The 15253-nt window shown below is 65.3% G+C and carries 14 protein-coding genes and 1 riboswitch; of the genes, 6 read left to right on the top strand and 8 right to left on the bottom strand.

The window, feature by feature from the left end; genetic code table 11:
• From pdxA to VK98_RS07725, 3 genes are read right to left on the bottom strand one after another with little or no spacing between them, the layout of a single operon-like run.
• Positions 1 to 981 (bottom strand): 4-hydroxythreonine-4-phosphate dehydrogenase PdxA, encoded by a 981-nt coding sequence (gene pdxA / locus VK98_RS07735; RefSeq protein WP_048413494.1) that lies wholly within the window; start codon positions 979 to 981, stop codon positions 1 to 3.
• Positions 982 to 998: 17 nt separating this feature from the next.
• Complete coding sequence (locus VK98_RS07730; RefSeq protein ID WP_197082996.1) at positions 999 to 2288, bottom strand: peptidylprolyl isomerase; 1290 nt, start codon at positions 2286 to 2288, stop codon at positions 999 to 1001.
• A 9-nt stretch (positions 2289 to 2297) separates the two neighbouring features.
• On the bottom strand, positions 2298 to 4571 hold the full coding sequence (locus VK98_RS07725; RefSeq protein ID WP_048413671.1) for an LPS-assembly protein LptD: 2274 nt from the start codon (positions 4569 to 4571) through the stop codon (positions 2298 to 2300).
• A 74-nt stretch (positions 4572 to 4645) separates the two neighbouring features.
• On the opposite strand from VK98_RS07725, the gene amgK reads away from it, so the two are divergent.
• From amgK to VK98_RS07700, 5 genes are all read left to right on the top strand, one after another.
• On the top strand, positions 4646 to 5677 hold the full coding sequence (gene amgK, locus VK98_RS07720; protein ID WP_048413492.1) for an N-acetylmuramate/N-acetylglucosamine kinase AmgK: 1032 nt from the start codon (positions 4646 to 4648) through the stop codon (positions 5675 to 5677).
• Between the two features lie 2 nt (positions 5678 to 5679).
• Positions 5680 to 6387 (top strand): N-acetylmuramate alpha-1-phosphate uridylyltransferase MurU, encoded by a 708-nt coding sequence (gene murU / locus VK98_RS07715; protein WP_197082995.1) that lies wholly within the window; start codon positions 5680 to 5682, stop codon positions 6385 to 6387.
• Positions 6388 to 6391: 4 nt separating this feature from the next.
• On the top strand, positions 6392 to 6943 hold the full coding sequence (ruvC, locus tag VK98_RS07710) for a crossover junction endodeoxyribonuclease RuvC (protein ID WP_048413491.1): 552 nt from the start codon (positions 6392 to 6394) through the stop codon (positions 6941 to 6943).
• Between the two features lie 39 nt (positions 6944 to 6982).
• Entirely contained in the window at positions 6983 to 7576 is a 594-nt protein-coding gene (ruvA, locus tag VK98_RS07705) for a Holliday junction branch migration protein RuvA (RefSeq protein WP_048413490.1), read from the top strand.
• A 247-nt stretch (positions 7577 to 7823) separates the two neighbouring features.
• Positions 7824 to 8633, top strand: coding sequence for an ABC transporter substrate-binding protein (locus tag VK98_RS07700; RefSeq protein ID WP_197082994.1), 810 nt, complete (start codon positions 7824 to 7826; stop codon positions 8631 to 8633).
• 158 nt (positions 8634 to 8791) lie between these two features.
• Here the strand turns inward: VK98_RS07700 and VK98_RS07695 are convergent, their stop codons facing one another.
• The 5 genes from VK98_RS07695 to ribB form a co-directional block, all read right to left on the bottom strand.
• Positions 8792 to 9532, bottom strand: a complete 741-nt coding sequence (locus VK98_RS07695; RefSeq protein ID WP_082158823.1) for a BON domain-containing protein — start codon at positions 9530 to 9532, stop codon at positions 8792 to 8794.
• 324 nt (positions 9533 to 9856) lie between these two features.
• Positions 9857 to 11206, bottom strand: coding sequence for a sigma 54-interacting transcriptional regulator (locus VK98_RS07690; protein WP_048413488.1), 1350 nt, complete (start codon positions 11204 to 11206; stop codon positions 9857 to 9859).
• Entirely contained in the window at positions 11203 to 11733 is a 531-nt protein-coding gene (locus VK98_RS07685; protein WP_048413487.1) for a hypothetical protein, read from the bottom strand. The genes VK98_RS07690 and VK98_RS07685 overlap by 4 nt, the downstream gene beginning before the upstream one ends.
• Entirely contained in the window at positions 11730 to 13139 is a 1410-nt protein-coding gene (locus VK98_RS07680) for a HAMP domain-containing sensor histidine kinase (protein WP_048413486.1), read from the bottom strand. The genes VK98_RS07685 and VK98_RS07680 overlap by 4 nt, the downstream gene beginning before the upstream one ends.
• A 54-nt stretch (positions 13140 to 13193) precedes the next feature.
• Positions 13194 to 13853, bottom strand: a complete 660-nt coding sequence (gene ribB / locus VK98_RS07675; RefSeq protein ID WP_231589226.1) for a 3,4-dihydroxy-2-butanone-4-phosphate synthase — start codon at positions 13851 to 13853, stop codon at positions 13194 to 13196.
• A gap of 124 nt (positions 13854 to 13977) precedes the next feature.
• Positions 13978 to 14124: riboswitch (FMN riboswitch) on the bottom strand.
• Between the two features lie 88 nt (positions 14125 to 14212).
• Between ribB and ruvB the strand changes: the two genes are divergently transcribed.
• Complete coding sequence (ruvB, locus tag VK98_RS07670; RefSeq protein ID WP_048413485.1) at positions 14213 to 15247, top strand: Holliday junction branch migration DNA helicase RuvB; 1035 nt, start codon at positions 14213 to 14215, stop codon at positions 15245 to 15247.
• Positions 15248 to 15253: the final 6 nt, after the last annotated feature.

Raw genomic sequence — 15253 nt, 5'->3', positions numbered from 1 at the left:
TCAGCCTGCGGCGGGGGCGGCCAGCTGAGCCGCCAGTTGCACCGCTTCGAACAGGCTGCCGGGGTGGGCGCTGCTGCTGCCGGCCAGGTCCAGCGCGGTGCCGTGGTCGACCGAGGTGCGGACGATGGGCAGCCCCAGCGTGATATTGACGCCGGTGCCGAAGCTGGCGTATTTGAGCACCGGCAAGCCCTGATCGTGATACATCGCCAGCACCGCGTCGCAATGCCGCAGCTTGTCGGGATTGAACAGGGTGTCGGCGGGCAAGGGCCCGACCAGATCCATGCCCTCGCCGCGCAGCCGCTCCAGCAGAGGTTCGATGACTTCGATTTCCTCGCGGCCCAGGTGGCCGCCTTCGCCCGCATGCGGGTTCAGGCCAGCGACCAGCACTCGCGGCGCGGCGATGCCGAACTTGGCGCGCAGGTCCGCGTGCAGGATGCGGACGACTTGCTCCAGGCTGTCCGGCGTGATGGCGTCGGCGACCTCGCGCAGCGGCAGGTGGGTGGTGGCCAGCGCCACGCGCATGCCGCCGCCGGCCAGCATCATCACTACCTTGGGCGTGCGCGTGCGTTCGGCCAGGTATTCGGTGTGGCCGGAGAAGGCGACGCCGCTGTCGTTGATTGCCCCCTTGTGCACCGGCGCGGTCACCATGGCGGCGAACTCGCCGGCCAGACAGCCGTCGATGGCGCGGTCCAGCGTCGCCAGCACGTAACCGGCGTTGGCCGGGTCCAGCCGTCCGGGGACGGCGGGGGCCGCCAGCGGCACATGGCAAACTTCCAGTCCTTCCGCCGGAGCCGGGGCGCCCGGCGCGTAGTCGCGCAGCGAGAGCGCAAGGCCCAGCTGGCGCGCGCGCGCGGCCAGCAGGGTCTTGTCGCCGATCAGCACGCAACGGGCGTCGACCCCGGCTTCCGTCAGCCGCAGTACCAGGTCCGGGCCGACGCCGGCCGGTTCGCCGGTGGTGATGGCCAGCACGGGGGCGCTCATGCTCGCTTCATGCATGTTTACTTCTCGTCCAGCCGTTCTTCGACGAAGGCGGAGTCGCGCAACTGGCGCACCCAGTCGGCGTACGCCTGCTCTATCTTGCGGGAACGGATCTGCTGTTTGACCGCCAGCCGCTCGCGGTCGCCGGACACGTCCTGATTGCGCTTGCCTTCCACCAGGATCAAATGCCAGCCGAAGGGCGTGCGCACCGGCTGCGACAGCTGGCCGATAGGCAGCTGCGTCATCGCGCTTTCAAAATCCGGCACCAGATCGCCCAGGTTGACCCAGCCCAGGTCGCCGCCCTTGGCGTTGCTGCCGTCTTCGGAGTAGAGCTTGGCCATGTCGGCGAACTTGGCGCCGCGCTGGATGCGGTCGCGCACCTGCTCGATGCGGGTCTTGGCGTCGCTGGCCGACACCGCCTCGTTGGTGCGGATCAGGATGTGGCGCACATTGTATTGCTCCACCATCAACGGCGCGCCGCTGTCGCGCTTGTTCTGCAATTGGAAGATGAAGAAGCCTTGCTGGGTGCGGATCACATTGGTGTGCTGGCCGGTCTTCAGCTGTTCCAGCATCTGCACGAACTCAACCGGCAGCGATACCGCGCTGCGCCAGCCCATGTCGCCGCCTTTCAGCGCGTTGGGGGCGTCGGAGTAGCTGGCCGACACCTTGGCGAAGGGTTGGCCCGCGTCCAGCTCAGCCAAGGCTTTTTCCGCTTTCTTCGACAGGGCGTCGATCTGCTTGGCGTCGGCGCGCTCGGGGACGTTGATCAGGACGCTGGCCAGGTGGTATTCGGCGCGGTTGCCGCTCTGCGCGCTTTTCAGCACCTGGTCGACTTCGGTCTCGTTGACGTTGACCTTGGCGGCGACTTCGCTGTCGCGCAGGCGCGCGATGGTCAGTTCCTTGCGCACTTCGGCGCGCAGCTTGTCGAAAGCGAGGCCTTCCTTGGCCAGCTGGGCTTTCAGGCCGGCCACGTCCATCTTGTTCTGCTTGGCCAGATTCGCCACTGCCTGATCCACCGCGGCGTCGTCGATGCGCAGGCCGCCGCTGGCGGCGTACTGCAGCTGAACCTCCTCGGTGATCATCTGTTCCAGCATCTGTTTTTCCAGCACGGTGCGCGCCGGCGGCGTCACGTTCTGAGCCTGCAATTGCTTGACCGCCTCGTCGACGCGGGCTTGCAGGTCCAGCCAGGTGATCACGTTCTTGTTGACCACCGCGACTATGCGGTCCACTTCTTTGACCGGGGCGGCGGGAGCTGCGACGGCGCCTTGCAGGGCGCCGGCCAGCAGCAGGGCGAGCAGAGTCTGTTTCATGATCATCGCTTATAAATCGTTAGTCTTGCTATAGCCGGGAATCGCCAGCTTCAGCGTGTTGAGCGGATTGTTGCCGAAGCCGCCAAGGCCCTTGAATTCCAGCTGGAAATAAATGGCGTTCTTGGTGGTGGTCAGATCGCTGACATAGCGTTGGCCGACCAGGCGCGCCGACCAGCAACCGTCGTTGTACTCGAATCCGGCCAGTTGTTCCAGCGGCTTGCGGTCGGCCAGCGAGTAGTTGTAGCGGCCCAAGGCATACCATTTCTTGGCGATCGGCCATTGAGCGCCGATGTCGATCTGGCGCAGCGGGCCGTAGAGCGAAGTGTTGTCTTGTTGCTCGTAACGGCCATAGCGGTAGCGCGCGCTGAGCACCTTGCCGGGCGCCGGGTTGTAGCGCAGCTGGGCATTGTAGCGCTCGGTGGTTTTCAGCGCCTCATTCCATTCGTAGGAGCTGTCCAGTCGCCAGCCCTGGGCCAGATCGCCGCCGGCGCCCAGCAACAGATTGGAGCCGCTGACGGTGCGCTGTTGTGGAATACCAGCCAGAGTGATGTCGTCTTGGTTGAAGTAGTAGCGCTTGCCCACCGTCAGCCGGATTCGTTCCATGCCGTTTTCCTGACTGATCAAGCGACTGGTCAGCGCTGTGGTTAACTGATTGGCGCCGTTGATGCGGTCGGAGCCGGAAAAGCGGTTTTCAGTAAACAGCTGCGCGAAATTGAAGTCGTTTTCCGAAGTGTCGAAATTGGGCAGATTGTTTTGGCTGCGGGTCGGAATATTGACGTAGAACAAGCGCGGCTCCAGCGTCAACAGGTGGTCCTGACCCAGGAACTCGGTGTCGCGGTCGAAGTAGAGGCCGGCGTCGGTGCTGAAGATGGGCAGGCTGCGCGACACCGAGCGACTCTGCTGGCCGGGCAAGGCGTCCAGATTATATTCGGTCAGGTGGAGGCCGATCTTAGGCCGCAGAAAGCCCCAGCTCTTGTCCAGGCTCCAGGTCAGGCTGGGATAGGCGACCAGGCGGTCGCCGGTCTGCAGCGTCGGATGCGAGAAGCGAGTCAACTCGCTTTGCAAATTGGCGCTAAAGCCTTGTGGCAGTTGCTGGTTGGCGGTGAAAGTCAGCTGCGGCAGTCGCGCGTAGGGAATGTCGCCTGGCGCGGGGTTTTCCAGCAGGGTCTGATAGCGTTGTGCGCGCAAGGTGGCGTTGGCCGAGCCGCCCTGCCAGCCGAAGCCGTAGCTGAGCCAGGCTTCGCGTACCAGGTTGACGTTGGTGGCGATGCTGAGGCGGTCGCCGAAATCCTTGAAGTAGTTGGGGTCGGAGACGTAGTTGGCGTTGTAGCCGAAGGTCAGGCCCGGCGCCAATGTCTGGCCATGTGTCGCGTACCAAGCGTAGCGGTTCTTGTCGGTGACCTTGTCCTTGGGCAGTTGCTCTGTGTAAACCGAGCCGGAGTAGTTGGGCTGCAGATAGCGGAACTCCGCGCCCAGCATGGGGCCGTGCTTGTCGTTGAAGTGCGGAGTGATGGTCGCGTCGTAGTTGGGCGCGATATTCCAGTAGTAGGGTAGCGCGACCTCGGTGCCGTTGCTGCCGGTCTTGAAAGTGGGCGGCAGGAAGCCGCTCTTGCGGTTGCCGTTGAGCGGGAAATCCATCCACGGCGTGTACAGAATGGGCACGCCGTAGAAGTTCAGCCTGGCGTTGCGGGCGGTGCCGACGCCGTTGACGTAGTCGAGGTCCAGCAGCGAGGAATTCAGATACCAAGAGTCGTCGCCAGGCTCGCAGCTGTTGATGCGGCTGTTGTAGACCCGATACTGGTTTTGGCCGCGGAAGTCCACCTGCTGGCCGTCGCCGCGCATCGGCACCGTGCTCATCGGGCGGGCGCTTGCCGGCGCGCCCTTGGCGGCCGGCGCCGGTTTGCCCATCGCGAACACCGGGTCCATGCCGGTGCCGCTGTAGTTGGCGACGTTGTAATCCAGCGTGGTGCCGGTGACCACGTCGACGCCGCGCGTCATCTTGAAACGGTCGCCGGCCTTGATCCTGTCCTTGTTCTGGTAATAGTCCAGCCAGTCGGACTCCAGCTTCTGGTCGTCGCGGGTGACCACCACGTTGCCGCGGGCTTTAAGCTCCACGTTCATCTCGCCGTCCATATCGTCGGCGGTGACGTGGGTCTGGCCTTCGGCCTTGGGCGGGGTGGGCAGGGCGATCGGGGCGTCTTCATCGGCCAGCGCCAATGCCGGCTGTAAGGAAAACGCGGCCGCCAGCGCCAGGGCCAGCGGATTGGGTTTGATTCTGGGCATGCACAAAGCCATATCTAAGGGGCGGCGGGGCAGTATAAAATCAGCCAATTCTATCAGCACCAAGACGAAGCGACATGCATAGACAGGAACTCATTAAAAAATGGCTGGCGGATTTGTACCCGGGACAGGACATCGGGCTCGAATTCGCGGCCGCGGATGCCGACTTCCGGCGCTACTTCCGTGCGACCTGGCCGGACGGCGCGAGTTGCATCGTGATGGACGCGCCGCCGGAAAAAATGAGCACCGACGCCTATGTGCAAGTGCGCGACGTTTTCGCCATGGTCAATGTTCCCAAGCTGCTGGCGCGCGATCGCGAGCAGGGCTTGCTGTTGCTGGAGGACCTGGGCCGGGTGACCTATCTGGCCGCCTTGGAGCACGATGCGCGCGAACCGGTGCAGCGTCATTTGCTGCTGGAGGCGCTGGACACCCTGGTGGAGATCCAGTCCGCCAGCCGGCCGGGAGTGTTGCCGGAATACGACGAAGCGCTGCTGACGCGCGAGCTTGCGCTGTTTCCTGAATGGTTCTGTGCCAAGGAGCTGGGGCAGGCGTTGACTTTCGCCCAGCGTCAGCTGTGGGACGCCGGGGTCAAGGCCTTGTTGCCGGTGTTGCAGGCCCAGTCCAAGGTGTTCGTGCACAGGGACTTCATCGTGCGCAACCTGATGCTGACGCCGGGCAAGCCCGGGGTGCTGGATTTCCAGGACGCGGTGTACGGCCCGGTCAGCTACGACATCGTCAGCCTGCTGCGCGACGCCTTCATCGAGTGGGACGAGCCCTTCGTGCTCGACATTGCGATCCGCTATTGGGAAAAGGCGCGCGCCGCCGGCCTGCCGGTGCCGGCCGAGTTCGACGTCTTCTATCGCGACTTCGAATGGATGGGGGTGCAGCGTCACCTGAAAGTGGCCGGCATTTTCGCGCGCCTGTTCCACCGCGACGGCAAGGACAAATACCGCGCCGAAATACCGCGTTTCATCAAATACCTGAAACGGACCACCCGCCGTTACCAGGAGCTGGCGCCGTTCTATCAACTGCTGTTGCAGCTGGTGGGCAAGGATCAGACCGACGAAGAACTACAGTCGACCTATCCGTTATTGAGCTACAAGGGGTGAGCATGCCGATAGCGATGATTCTGGCGGCCGGCCGCGGCGAGCGGATGCGGCCGCTGACCGACCATGCGCCCAAGCCTCTGCTGACGGTGGGCGGCAAGCCCTTGATCGTCTGGCAGATCGAGCGCCTGGTGGCGGCCGGCTTCGCCGATATCGTGATCAACCACGCCTGGCTCGGCGCGCAGATCGAACAGACGCTGGGCGACGGCGGCCGCTTCGGCGCGCGCATCGCTTACTCCGCCGAGGGCGAAGCTTTGGAAACCGCCGGCGGCATCGCCAAGGCCTTGCCCTTGTTGCGAGCGGGGAGAGAGCGCGCCTTTCTGTGCGTGGCGGCGGACATTTACACCGATTACGACTATGCAGGCCTGCTGCCGCGTTTGGACGCGCTGGAGCGCAGCGAGGAGCCGGGCATGCACTTGGTGATGACGGACAACCCGGCCTTCCATGCCGGCGGCGATTTCGCGCTGGAGCCGGACGGAGGTCTGCGCGCGGACGGCGCGCGCATGCTGACCTTCTCCAGCATCGGTCTCTACGATACCCGGATGTTCGCCGGCCTCCCCGCTGGCCGTTTCGCGCCGATGCGTCCGTTCTACGACGCGGCGATCGCGGCGGAGCGAGCCAGCGGCGAGTACTTCAGCGGCGTCTGGCACAATGTGGGCACGCCGCAGCAATTGCAGCAGTTGGACGCGCAGTTGCGCGCCGGCCTGGTCTGAGGCGATGTCGGCTCCGTCTCTTCCGGGCGCGCGCCGGATTCTCGGCATCGATCCCGGCAGCCGCATCACCGGCTTCGGGGTGATAGACCTATTGGGCCAGCAGCGCCATTACGTGGCCTCCGGCTGCATCCGCACGCCTCCGGGCGCGCCTTTGAGCGAGCGCATACGCGTGATCGTCGACGGCCTGTTCGGCGTGATCGATACCTACCAGCCGCAGGCGGCGGCGATCGAGCAGGTGTTCGTCAACGTCAATCCGGCGGCCACGCTGATGCTGGGCCAGGCGCGCGGCGCCTGCATTTCCGCGCTGGTGTTGCGGGATCTGCCGGTGGCGGAATACACCGCGCTGCAGGTCAAGCAGTCCGTCGCCGGTCACGGCAAGGCCGCCAAGGAGCAGGTGCAGCACATGGTGGTGCGGATGCTGAATCTGTCCGGCACGCCGCAGGCCGATGCCGCCGACGCGCTGGCGGTGGCCCTGGCGCACGCCAATCTCAGCGCCGGCGCTCTGGGCCAGTTGGCGCAAAGCGGCCTGAAAATCCGCGGCGGCCGGCTGGTGTAGCCGGCGCGCCTGTTATCGCTTTATAGAAAGAACCTGAACATGATCGGACGCCTGAGCGGCAATCTTCTGGAAAAGCTGCCGCCGCAAGTGGTGCTGGACGTCAACGGCGTCGGCTATGAACTCGATGTGCCGATGACCACGTTTTACCAACTGCCGGCGCTGGGCCAGAAAGTCACTTTGTTTACCCAGCTGGTGGTGCGGGAGGACGCTCATCTGCTGTTCGGCTTCGCCTCCAAGGAGGACCGCCAGACCTTCCGGCAATTGGTCAAGGTGACCGGCATCGGCGCCAAGATCGCCCTGGCCATTCTTTCCGGCATGACCACCGACGATCTGGCGGTGGCGGTGGCCAGCGAGGACATCAAGCGCTTGTCCGCGGTGCCGGGCATAGGCAAGAAGACCGCCGAGCGGCTGGTGCTGGAATTGCGCGGCAAACTGGCCACCGGCAGCAATCTGACCGCGCCTGGAGGCCTGGCCTTCGCCGCCACGCCGGATGAAAAGGGCGACATCGTCAACGCCTTGCTGGCCTTGGGTTACAACGAGAAGGAGGCCGCGGCCGCCACCAAGGGGCTGCCGGCCGACGTGACGGTGAGCGAGGGCGTGCGTCTCGCCTTGAAGAGCTTGATGAAGTTCTGAAAACGCTAGCTGGCTCTTAGAACGTGTTTACGATCTCGCGAGCAAGAGCGAGACAAGGCGAAAATGGCTGAGAAAGCGGAATGTACAAATGGTACATGAGCATTTTGAAGACGGTTTCAACGCCGTATCGCCGATGCGTAGCAGATCGTAAACAGGTTCTTAAAGCCGGCGGCGCTTTGCCTATAGTGGGGAGTGCCGTGCGCTGGGCATGGCGATGAATCCGGCATGGCCGGGAGGCGTACCCACCGTGAAAACAGGACTGGCGCGAGCATGTCTGTTGCTGGCGGCCTGCTGGGCCGGCGGCGTCCACAGCGGCGTGTCGTGTCCGCCGCGGCCTATCCGTTTCGCTTTTTACGAAATCGGCCAGTTCTACAGCGCCGGCCGCGGACTGGATCGGGACGTGGCGGAGGAGTTGCGCCGGCGCAGCGGCTGCGAGTTCGAGTTCGTGGTGATGCCGCGGGCCCGCATCTGGCAGGAGCTGGAGGCCGGCTCGCTGGATATGACCGGCTCCGCGATCGAGACCCCGGAACGCAGCAAAATCTATTGGTTCCTCAACTACATCCAATTGCGCCAGTACGCGGTTTTGTCTATCGATGTGCCCGACTCCATCCGCTCGATGGAGGCTTTCATCCGGGACGTGCCGTCCAGCCGCTGGGCGATTGTGCGCAGCTATAGCACCAGCCGTTATTTCGATCCTCTGGTGGTGCAATTGGGCGTGCAGCGTCGTTTGGTGGAAGTGGCGGAGGAGGACGTCCTGTTCCGCATGCTGGATCAGCGCCGCGTCGCGGGCATTTTCTCCACGCCCATGGTGTATCGGCAGAAAATCAGACAGCATGGTTTGGACGACAAGGTGAGAGTGGCCGACTGGGAGAAGGACGACGCGCCCAGTCCGCGCAGCCTGGTGCTGACCAAGCGGACATTCCCGGAAGCCGAAGCCAGGGCATGGCGCCTGTTGGTGGACGGCATGAACCGCGACGGCACCATGTTGCGTCTGATCAACCGCTATATGAGCAGGGAAGAGGCCGCCGCCGCGGTGTGGGCCGGCGGGAAACGCTAGTCGGGCCGCGGATAAAAAAAGCCGCCCATCAGGGCGGCGAATGGAGGCGGGCACACTTCCGTGTGTTCCTTGGGACGACTCCGGGTAAAGCGTGGGTTGGCGCGGCGGTTCAGGGCAAGCGAGCCAGGCGGACTGCGCGCCGACGAATCAAAGCGGTATTAGCCGGCGGCCTTGAGGCTGACGTTGGTGCGCACCGAGGTCACGCCCGGCACGCGGGAGGCTTCTTCGGCTACGCGGCGCAGCGCTTCTTCGCTGGGCGCAGTGCCGCTCAGGGTGACTTCGCCGGCCTTCACGCTGGTCTGGATATTGGCGCCAACCTGGGCTGCGGCTTTGGTCACGGCTTCCTGCACGGCCTGGTTCAGACCGGCGGCGGCGCTCGGCGCGGCTTCGGCGATCAGGGCTTCAGCGGCGCTGGCGTCGCCTTTGGCGGCGGTGGCGCGTTGAGCCTGTTCGGCCGGAGCGCTGGCGTCGCCTTTGGCGGCGGTGGCGTGTTGAGCCTGTTCGGCCGGAGCGCTGGCGTCGCCTTTGGCGGCGGTGGCGCGTTGAGCCTGTTCGGCCGGTGCACTGGCGTCAGCCTTGGCGGCGGTGGCGCGTTGAGCTTGTTCAGCCGGGGCGCTGGCGTCGCCCTTGGCGGCAGTGGCGCGTTGAGCTTGTTCAGCCGGGGCGCTGGCGTCGCCCTTGGCCGCGGTGGCGCGTTGAGCTTGTTCAGCCGGGGCGCTGGCGTCGCCCTTGGCCGCGGTGGCGCGTTGGGCTTGTTCGGCCGGAGCGCTGGCATCGGCCTTGGTTGCGGTGGCGCGTTGAGCCTCGCCAGCTGCTGGAGCGCTGGCGTCTTGAGCGGCCCAGCTGGCACCGGTCAACAGGGAAGTCATCAGAGCAATGGCAAGAGTGGATTTCTTCATGGGATTAACCTTTTCGAGAGAGTGAGTCACATCGCTTGCGCTTGAATCTGCCGCGCTTCGATCATTTGCACTTCCCCTAATGGCAAAAGGCGTGCCAGGTTTTATTTTTCTTTTGTTTTCAATGGCTTAATGGGTTTTTGCTTTGAGGCAGAGCACAGGGGAGGTGTATTCTGTCGCCGCTAGGCGACAGAATGGCGGGGGTAATGTACAGGGCTTTGATTTATTAGGAATTTTTCATGTCGCCGATCAGCGACAGGAGTCCGGCGGCCTGATGCGCCGCGGCTTTGCCGCTGGCGCGGTGAACGGAAATGGTTTGAGTCGTGCTCATTCCAATTTGAAGGCCGCCGGTGTCAGCTCGTGCTTTTGCAGCAGACGGTAGAACTCGGTGCGATTGCGGTCGGCCAGGCGCGCGGCGTCGCTGACATTGCCGCCGGTCAAACGCAGCAAGCGTTCCAGGTAATCGCGCTCGAATTGGCGCTTGGCCTCCGCCAACGTCGGAATCGCGCTTTCCTCGCTGGCGACGGCTTTCTGTATCTGCGCCAAGGTCACCAGCGAGCCGGTGCTCAGCACGCAACATTGTTCCACCACATTGGCCAATTGCCGGATATTGCCCGGCCAGGGCGCCGCGCTCAGGTATTCCAGCGCGTCGGCGGCGAAACCGCTGACGGCTTTCTGGTAGCGGGTGGCGATTTTGTCCAGGAAGTGAGCGGCCAGCAGCGGGATGTCTTCGCGGCGCTCGGCCAGCGGCGGCAGGCGCAACGACACCACGTTCAGGCGGTAGAACAAGTCTTCGCGGAAGCTGCCTTCCTGGATCAAGGTCTCCAGTTCGCGGTGGGTGGCGGAAATCAGGCGGATGTCCACCGGGTTGGCGCGCGTCGCGCCGACCGGACGCACTTCGCGCTCTTGCAGCACGCGCAGCAGTTTGACCTGCAGCGGCGGCGGCATGTCGCCGATCTCGTCCAGAAACAGGGTGCCGCCGTCAGCCTGTTGAATCAGACCGGTCTGGCGCGCGTTGGCGCCGGTGAACGAGCCCTTTTCATGACCGAACAGCTCGCTTTCCAGCAGATTGTCCGGAATCGCCCCGCAGTTGACCGCGATGAAGGGCTGGCCCGCGCGCGGGCTGGCCAGGTGGATGGCTTTGGCCAGCACCTCCTTGCCGGTTCCGCTTTCGCCGCGCAGCAGCACGCTGGCGCCGGTGGCGGCGACCATGCGGGCCTCGGCCAGCAACTCCTCCATCGCCGGGCTGCGGCTGACCAGGCCGGAGCGCCAGCCAGTGGCGGCCTGGTCGGCCGACCGGCCCGGCCCCGCCAGCGACAAGCCCTGGGCGACCTTGTCCAAGAGGGCCTTGCCGTCGAAAGGCTTGACCAGATAGCCGAACACGCCGCGGCTGACCGCTTCCACGGCATCCGGCACGGTGCCGTGGGCGGTCAGCAGAATCACCGGCATCGCGGGATAGCGCTGGCGGACCTGTTCAAACAGCTCCAAACCGTCCATGCCCGGCAGGCGCCAGTCCGTCAGCAACAAGTCGGCGCGGCGCGCCGCCAAGGCGTTCAGCGCCGCTTCGGCGCTGTCCAGCGCTTCGACCTCGTAGCCGGCGGCGCCGAGGCGAAGGCCGAGCAAGCGCAGCAGGTCGGGATCGTCGTCCACCAGTACGATGCGGGCGATGGCGCTCATGGTTGGCTCCCCTTGGTTTTGCTGGGCTTCAGCTGGAGTTCGCGTTCGACTTCGCGCAAGGCGTTGAGCTTGCCGCTCAGGTCATCGTAGCGTTTTTGCAGATCTCGGTTTTGCGCCTGTTGCCGCTCCAGCGCTTCCGCCAGCTTGCGTCGCTCCTGCAGCTGTTGAAGCTGCAGCCGCGCCAGGCCCTGGCTGGCCGGATCCAGAGCGTCGGCCTTGGCGAGCAGGCTTTCCAGTTGCGCCTGCAGTTTTTGCGCATCGGCGCGGCTCTCCGCAGCCTGAGTCTGCTGGAGCAGGGCCAGCAAGCGGCTGCCGCCGCAGCTTTCCCGGCCGGCCAGGGCCAGCGTTTGGAGCTCCCGCGTCTGGTTCAGCAGCAGCAGGATCTGGTTGGCGTCCGGGCAGAGGATGATGGGCGCGGCCGGCGCGGCGACGGGCGGACGCTGATGGGCGCAAGCGCTTAAGGCCAGCAGACCGCAAATCCAGAGCAGCCGCCGCGCGTTGTGAATAAAAAGGCGAGGTGTCTTCATGTCTTGTTCTCCGGTTCCGGCCATTGCAGGCGGAAGCAGGCGCCGGTCTGAGGCTGGGGCTCCAGCGTCAGCTCGCCGCGCATCAATTGGGCGAAGCCGCGCGCCATCGCCAGCCCCAGGCCGGTGCCGGGCAGTTCGCCCGGCGGCGGCGAGCCGCTCCAGAACGGTTCGAAAATCTTTTCCCGACAGGCTTCCGGCACGCCGGGGCCTTGGTCGCTGATTTCCAGCCAGACGCCGCCGGCGTCGCGGCCGTGGCGGATGCTCAAGGCGCTGCCGGCGGGGCTGTGGCGGATGGCGTTGATCAACAGGTTGTCCAGTATGGTTTCCACTTTGGAGCGGTCGCCGCTGACTCGTTCCGCGTCGCCCTGGACTTCGGCGGTCAGGCGCTTGGCCTGCAACAGCGGGCGGCTGGCCTGCAGTCGATCCGCAATCAGCGCTGGAAGATCGAAGGTTTCCACGGTCAGGGTTTCGGACAGCCATTGGCCGGCATCATAGCGCAATAAGGCTTCCACGCGCTGGCGCAGGGTCTGCGCGTTGTTTTGCAGGATGGCGACGATTTCCTGCTGCTGGGCGGACAGCTGTCCTATCACCTCTTCGCGCAGCAGCGCGGCGGCTTCGTGGATGGCGGCCAGCGGGGTTTTCAGCTCATGGGAGGCCTGGCGGAAGAAGCGGCCCTTCTGTTCTTCCAGCGCCGCCAGCCGGCGGTCCAGCTGGGCCAGTTCGCGCGCCAGGCGTTGAAGGTCGGCGGGGCCTGACTGGCGCCAGTCCTGCAAGCGCGCGCCGTCGCTCATCCGCGCGATCTTGGCTTGCAGCTTGCGCAGCGGCCAGCTGATCAACAAGGTCATCGCCAGCGCCAGCGCCAGCGCGGAAGCCAGCGACAGCCAGGCCAGCCTGTCGGCGGTGCGGCGCATTTCGGTGATGGAGTCCTGCCATTGGCGCTGGCTTTGTTCCAGTTGGCGGTTGATCAACTGGCCTTGCGCCGTCAGGTGCAGGTCCAGTTGGCGGAACAAGCGGTCGCGTTGCGCGCCGGAGCGCGCCGGCAAGGCCTGGAGCTGCGGCTGGATCGCCAGGATGGCCCGGGCGCTGAGCGCCAGCTCGTCGCCGTCACCTCGCTGCAGCTTGCGTTGCGCCAGTTCGATTTCCTGCCAGGCGCCGGCGGCGGTGTTGGCCAGCGCGCGGTCTTTCAGGATTTGGGCCTGGCGGGTGGCGCGTTCGAACTGAATGGATTGTTCGCGCGACACGCGGTTGGCGTCCAGCCATTCCTTGGCTTGTTCCTGATGCGAGCGCAGCGTGGAGGCGGCGTGTCCCAACTCGTTGCGCAGCTGGATCAGCACGGCGGAGGGCACGACGGCGACGATCAGAAAGCTGGCCAGCAACAGGCTGCGGAAAGAAACGAAACGAAGCATGATGGGGTCGGCATCGACGCCGCGGGCGCATGCCCGCGGCTTAAAGGGCAAAGATCAAGCAGACAGCGGAGCTGCGGCTAAGTTCTGGCGGGAAATCCATTCAGCCAGCTCGGCCACGCTCAGAACGGGCAGCGCGTGCGTTTGAGCGTAGTCCGCGATTTGCGCGCCGCGCATCATGCTGCCGTCCGGGTTCATCAGCTCGCAGAGCACGCCGGCGGGCTGGAAGCCGGCCAAGCGCGCCAGTTCCACCGCGGCCTCGGTATGGCCTCGGCGGCTGAGCACGCCGCCTGCGGCGGCCACCAGCGGGAAGACATGGCCGGGGCTGACCACGTCGTCGGCCCGGGCCTGCGGATGGACGGCGGCCTGGATGGTGCGCACCCGATCAGCGGCGGACACGCCGGTGGATACGCCCTGCGCAGCTTCGATGCTGACGGTGAAGGCGGTGCCGTAGCGGCTGCCGTTGCGTTGCGTCATCGGCGGCAATTGCAGCCGGGCGGCGTGCTCGGCGGTCAGGCACAGGCAGACGATGCCGCTGCAATCGCGGATCAGGCGCGCCATTTCGGCTTCGTTCAGCGCGTCGGCGGCCAGGATCAGGTCGGCTTCGTTCTCGCGGTCGTGATCGTCGGGAACGATGACCGGCAGGCCGCGGCGCAAGGCGTTCAGCGCCGTTTCGACGCGTTGGGACAGGGTGTCGGGGTGTGTGGCGATACTCATGGAAACGGTCCTCGGATAGTTTGAGAAACAGGTTCCAGGGCGTGAAAAGGGCAGGCGCGAACCCACCCGCGCGCCAAGCGCGCAGCGAACACGCCGCGACCGCGCGCAGCGCGGCGGACGGCGATGTCGTCTTCTCTCATCCGGACTATTACCGTCGGCTCTGGCCTGTCACCAGATCTGCTGACCTTCCGCCGGGAGGCGAAAGCGCTCGCGGGCTCGGCCCAAGGGCCATACCGCCGGTGGGGAATTGCACCCCGCCCTGAAGACGTTGCGTTGGCCCGCGATGACGGCCGGACCAGCGGCGATTATAGCGCGGTGGTAAGATTGGGCATTCGTTTTTTTGGCCGGCGGCTGACACCATGATTGAAACCGACAACCTGTACGGCGGGGCGCCCGAGCCGCGCATCGTCACCCAGCAAAGCCTGTCCAGTCAGGAAGAGGCGCTGGAGCGCGCCTTGCGGCCCAAGCAGCTGGACGAGTACGTCGGCCAGAAGAAGGCGCGCGAACAGCTGGAAATCTTCATCGAGGCGGCCAAGCGGCGCAGCGAAGCGCTGGACCATGTGCTGCTGTTCGGCCCGCCCGGCCTGGGCAAGACCACCTTGGCGCATATCGTCGCCCGTGAAATGGGCGTCAATTTGAGGCAAACCTCGGGACCGGTGCTGGAACGCGCCGGGGACCTGGCCGCGCTGCTGACCAATCTGGAGCCGCACGATGTGTTGTTCATCGACGAGATCCATCGGCTGAGTCCGGTAGTGGAGGAGATCCTCTATCCGGCGCTGGAGGATTACCAGATCGACATCATGATAGGCGAGGGGCCGGCGGCGCGTTCGGTCAAGATCGATCTGCCGCCGTTCACCCTGGTGGGCGCGACCACCCGCGCCGGCATGCTGACCAATCCGCTGCGCGACCGATTCGGCATCGTCGCGCGGCTGGAGTTCTACAACGCGGAAGAGCTGACCCGCATCGTCAGCCGTTCCGCCGGTTTGTTGAACGTCAAGCTGGCCGACGACGGCGCGTTCGAAGTGGCGCGCCGCAGCCGCGGCACGCCGCGCATCGCCAACCGGCTGCTGCGGCGGGTGCGGGATTACGCTGAAGTCCGGGCCGACGGCGTGGTCAGCGCACAGGTGGCGGACGCCGCGCTGGCGATGCTGGACGTGGACCCGGCCGGTCTGGACGTGATGGACCGCAAGCTGCTGCAGGCGATTCTGGAGAAGTTTTCCGGCGGGCCGGTGGGGCTGGACAATGTCGCGGCCGCCATCGGCGAATCCACCGACACCATAGAGGACGTGATCGAGCCCTTCCTGATCCAGCAGGGCTATCTGCAGCGCACCCCGCGCGGCCGGATGGCGACGGCGCTGGCCTATCAGCATTTCGGGCTGCCGTTGAAAGATTGACGCGGC

This window comes from Chromobacterium sp. LK11 (assembly GCF_001043705.1).
GTDB lineage: Bacteria > Pseudomonadota > Gammaproteobacteria > Burkholderiales > Chromobacteriaceae > Chromobacterium > Chromobacterium alkanivorans.
The sequence above is the reverse complement of the archived record's forward strand: the minus strand, read 5'-3'. Positions and strand labels throughout refer to the sequence as shown.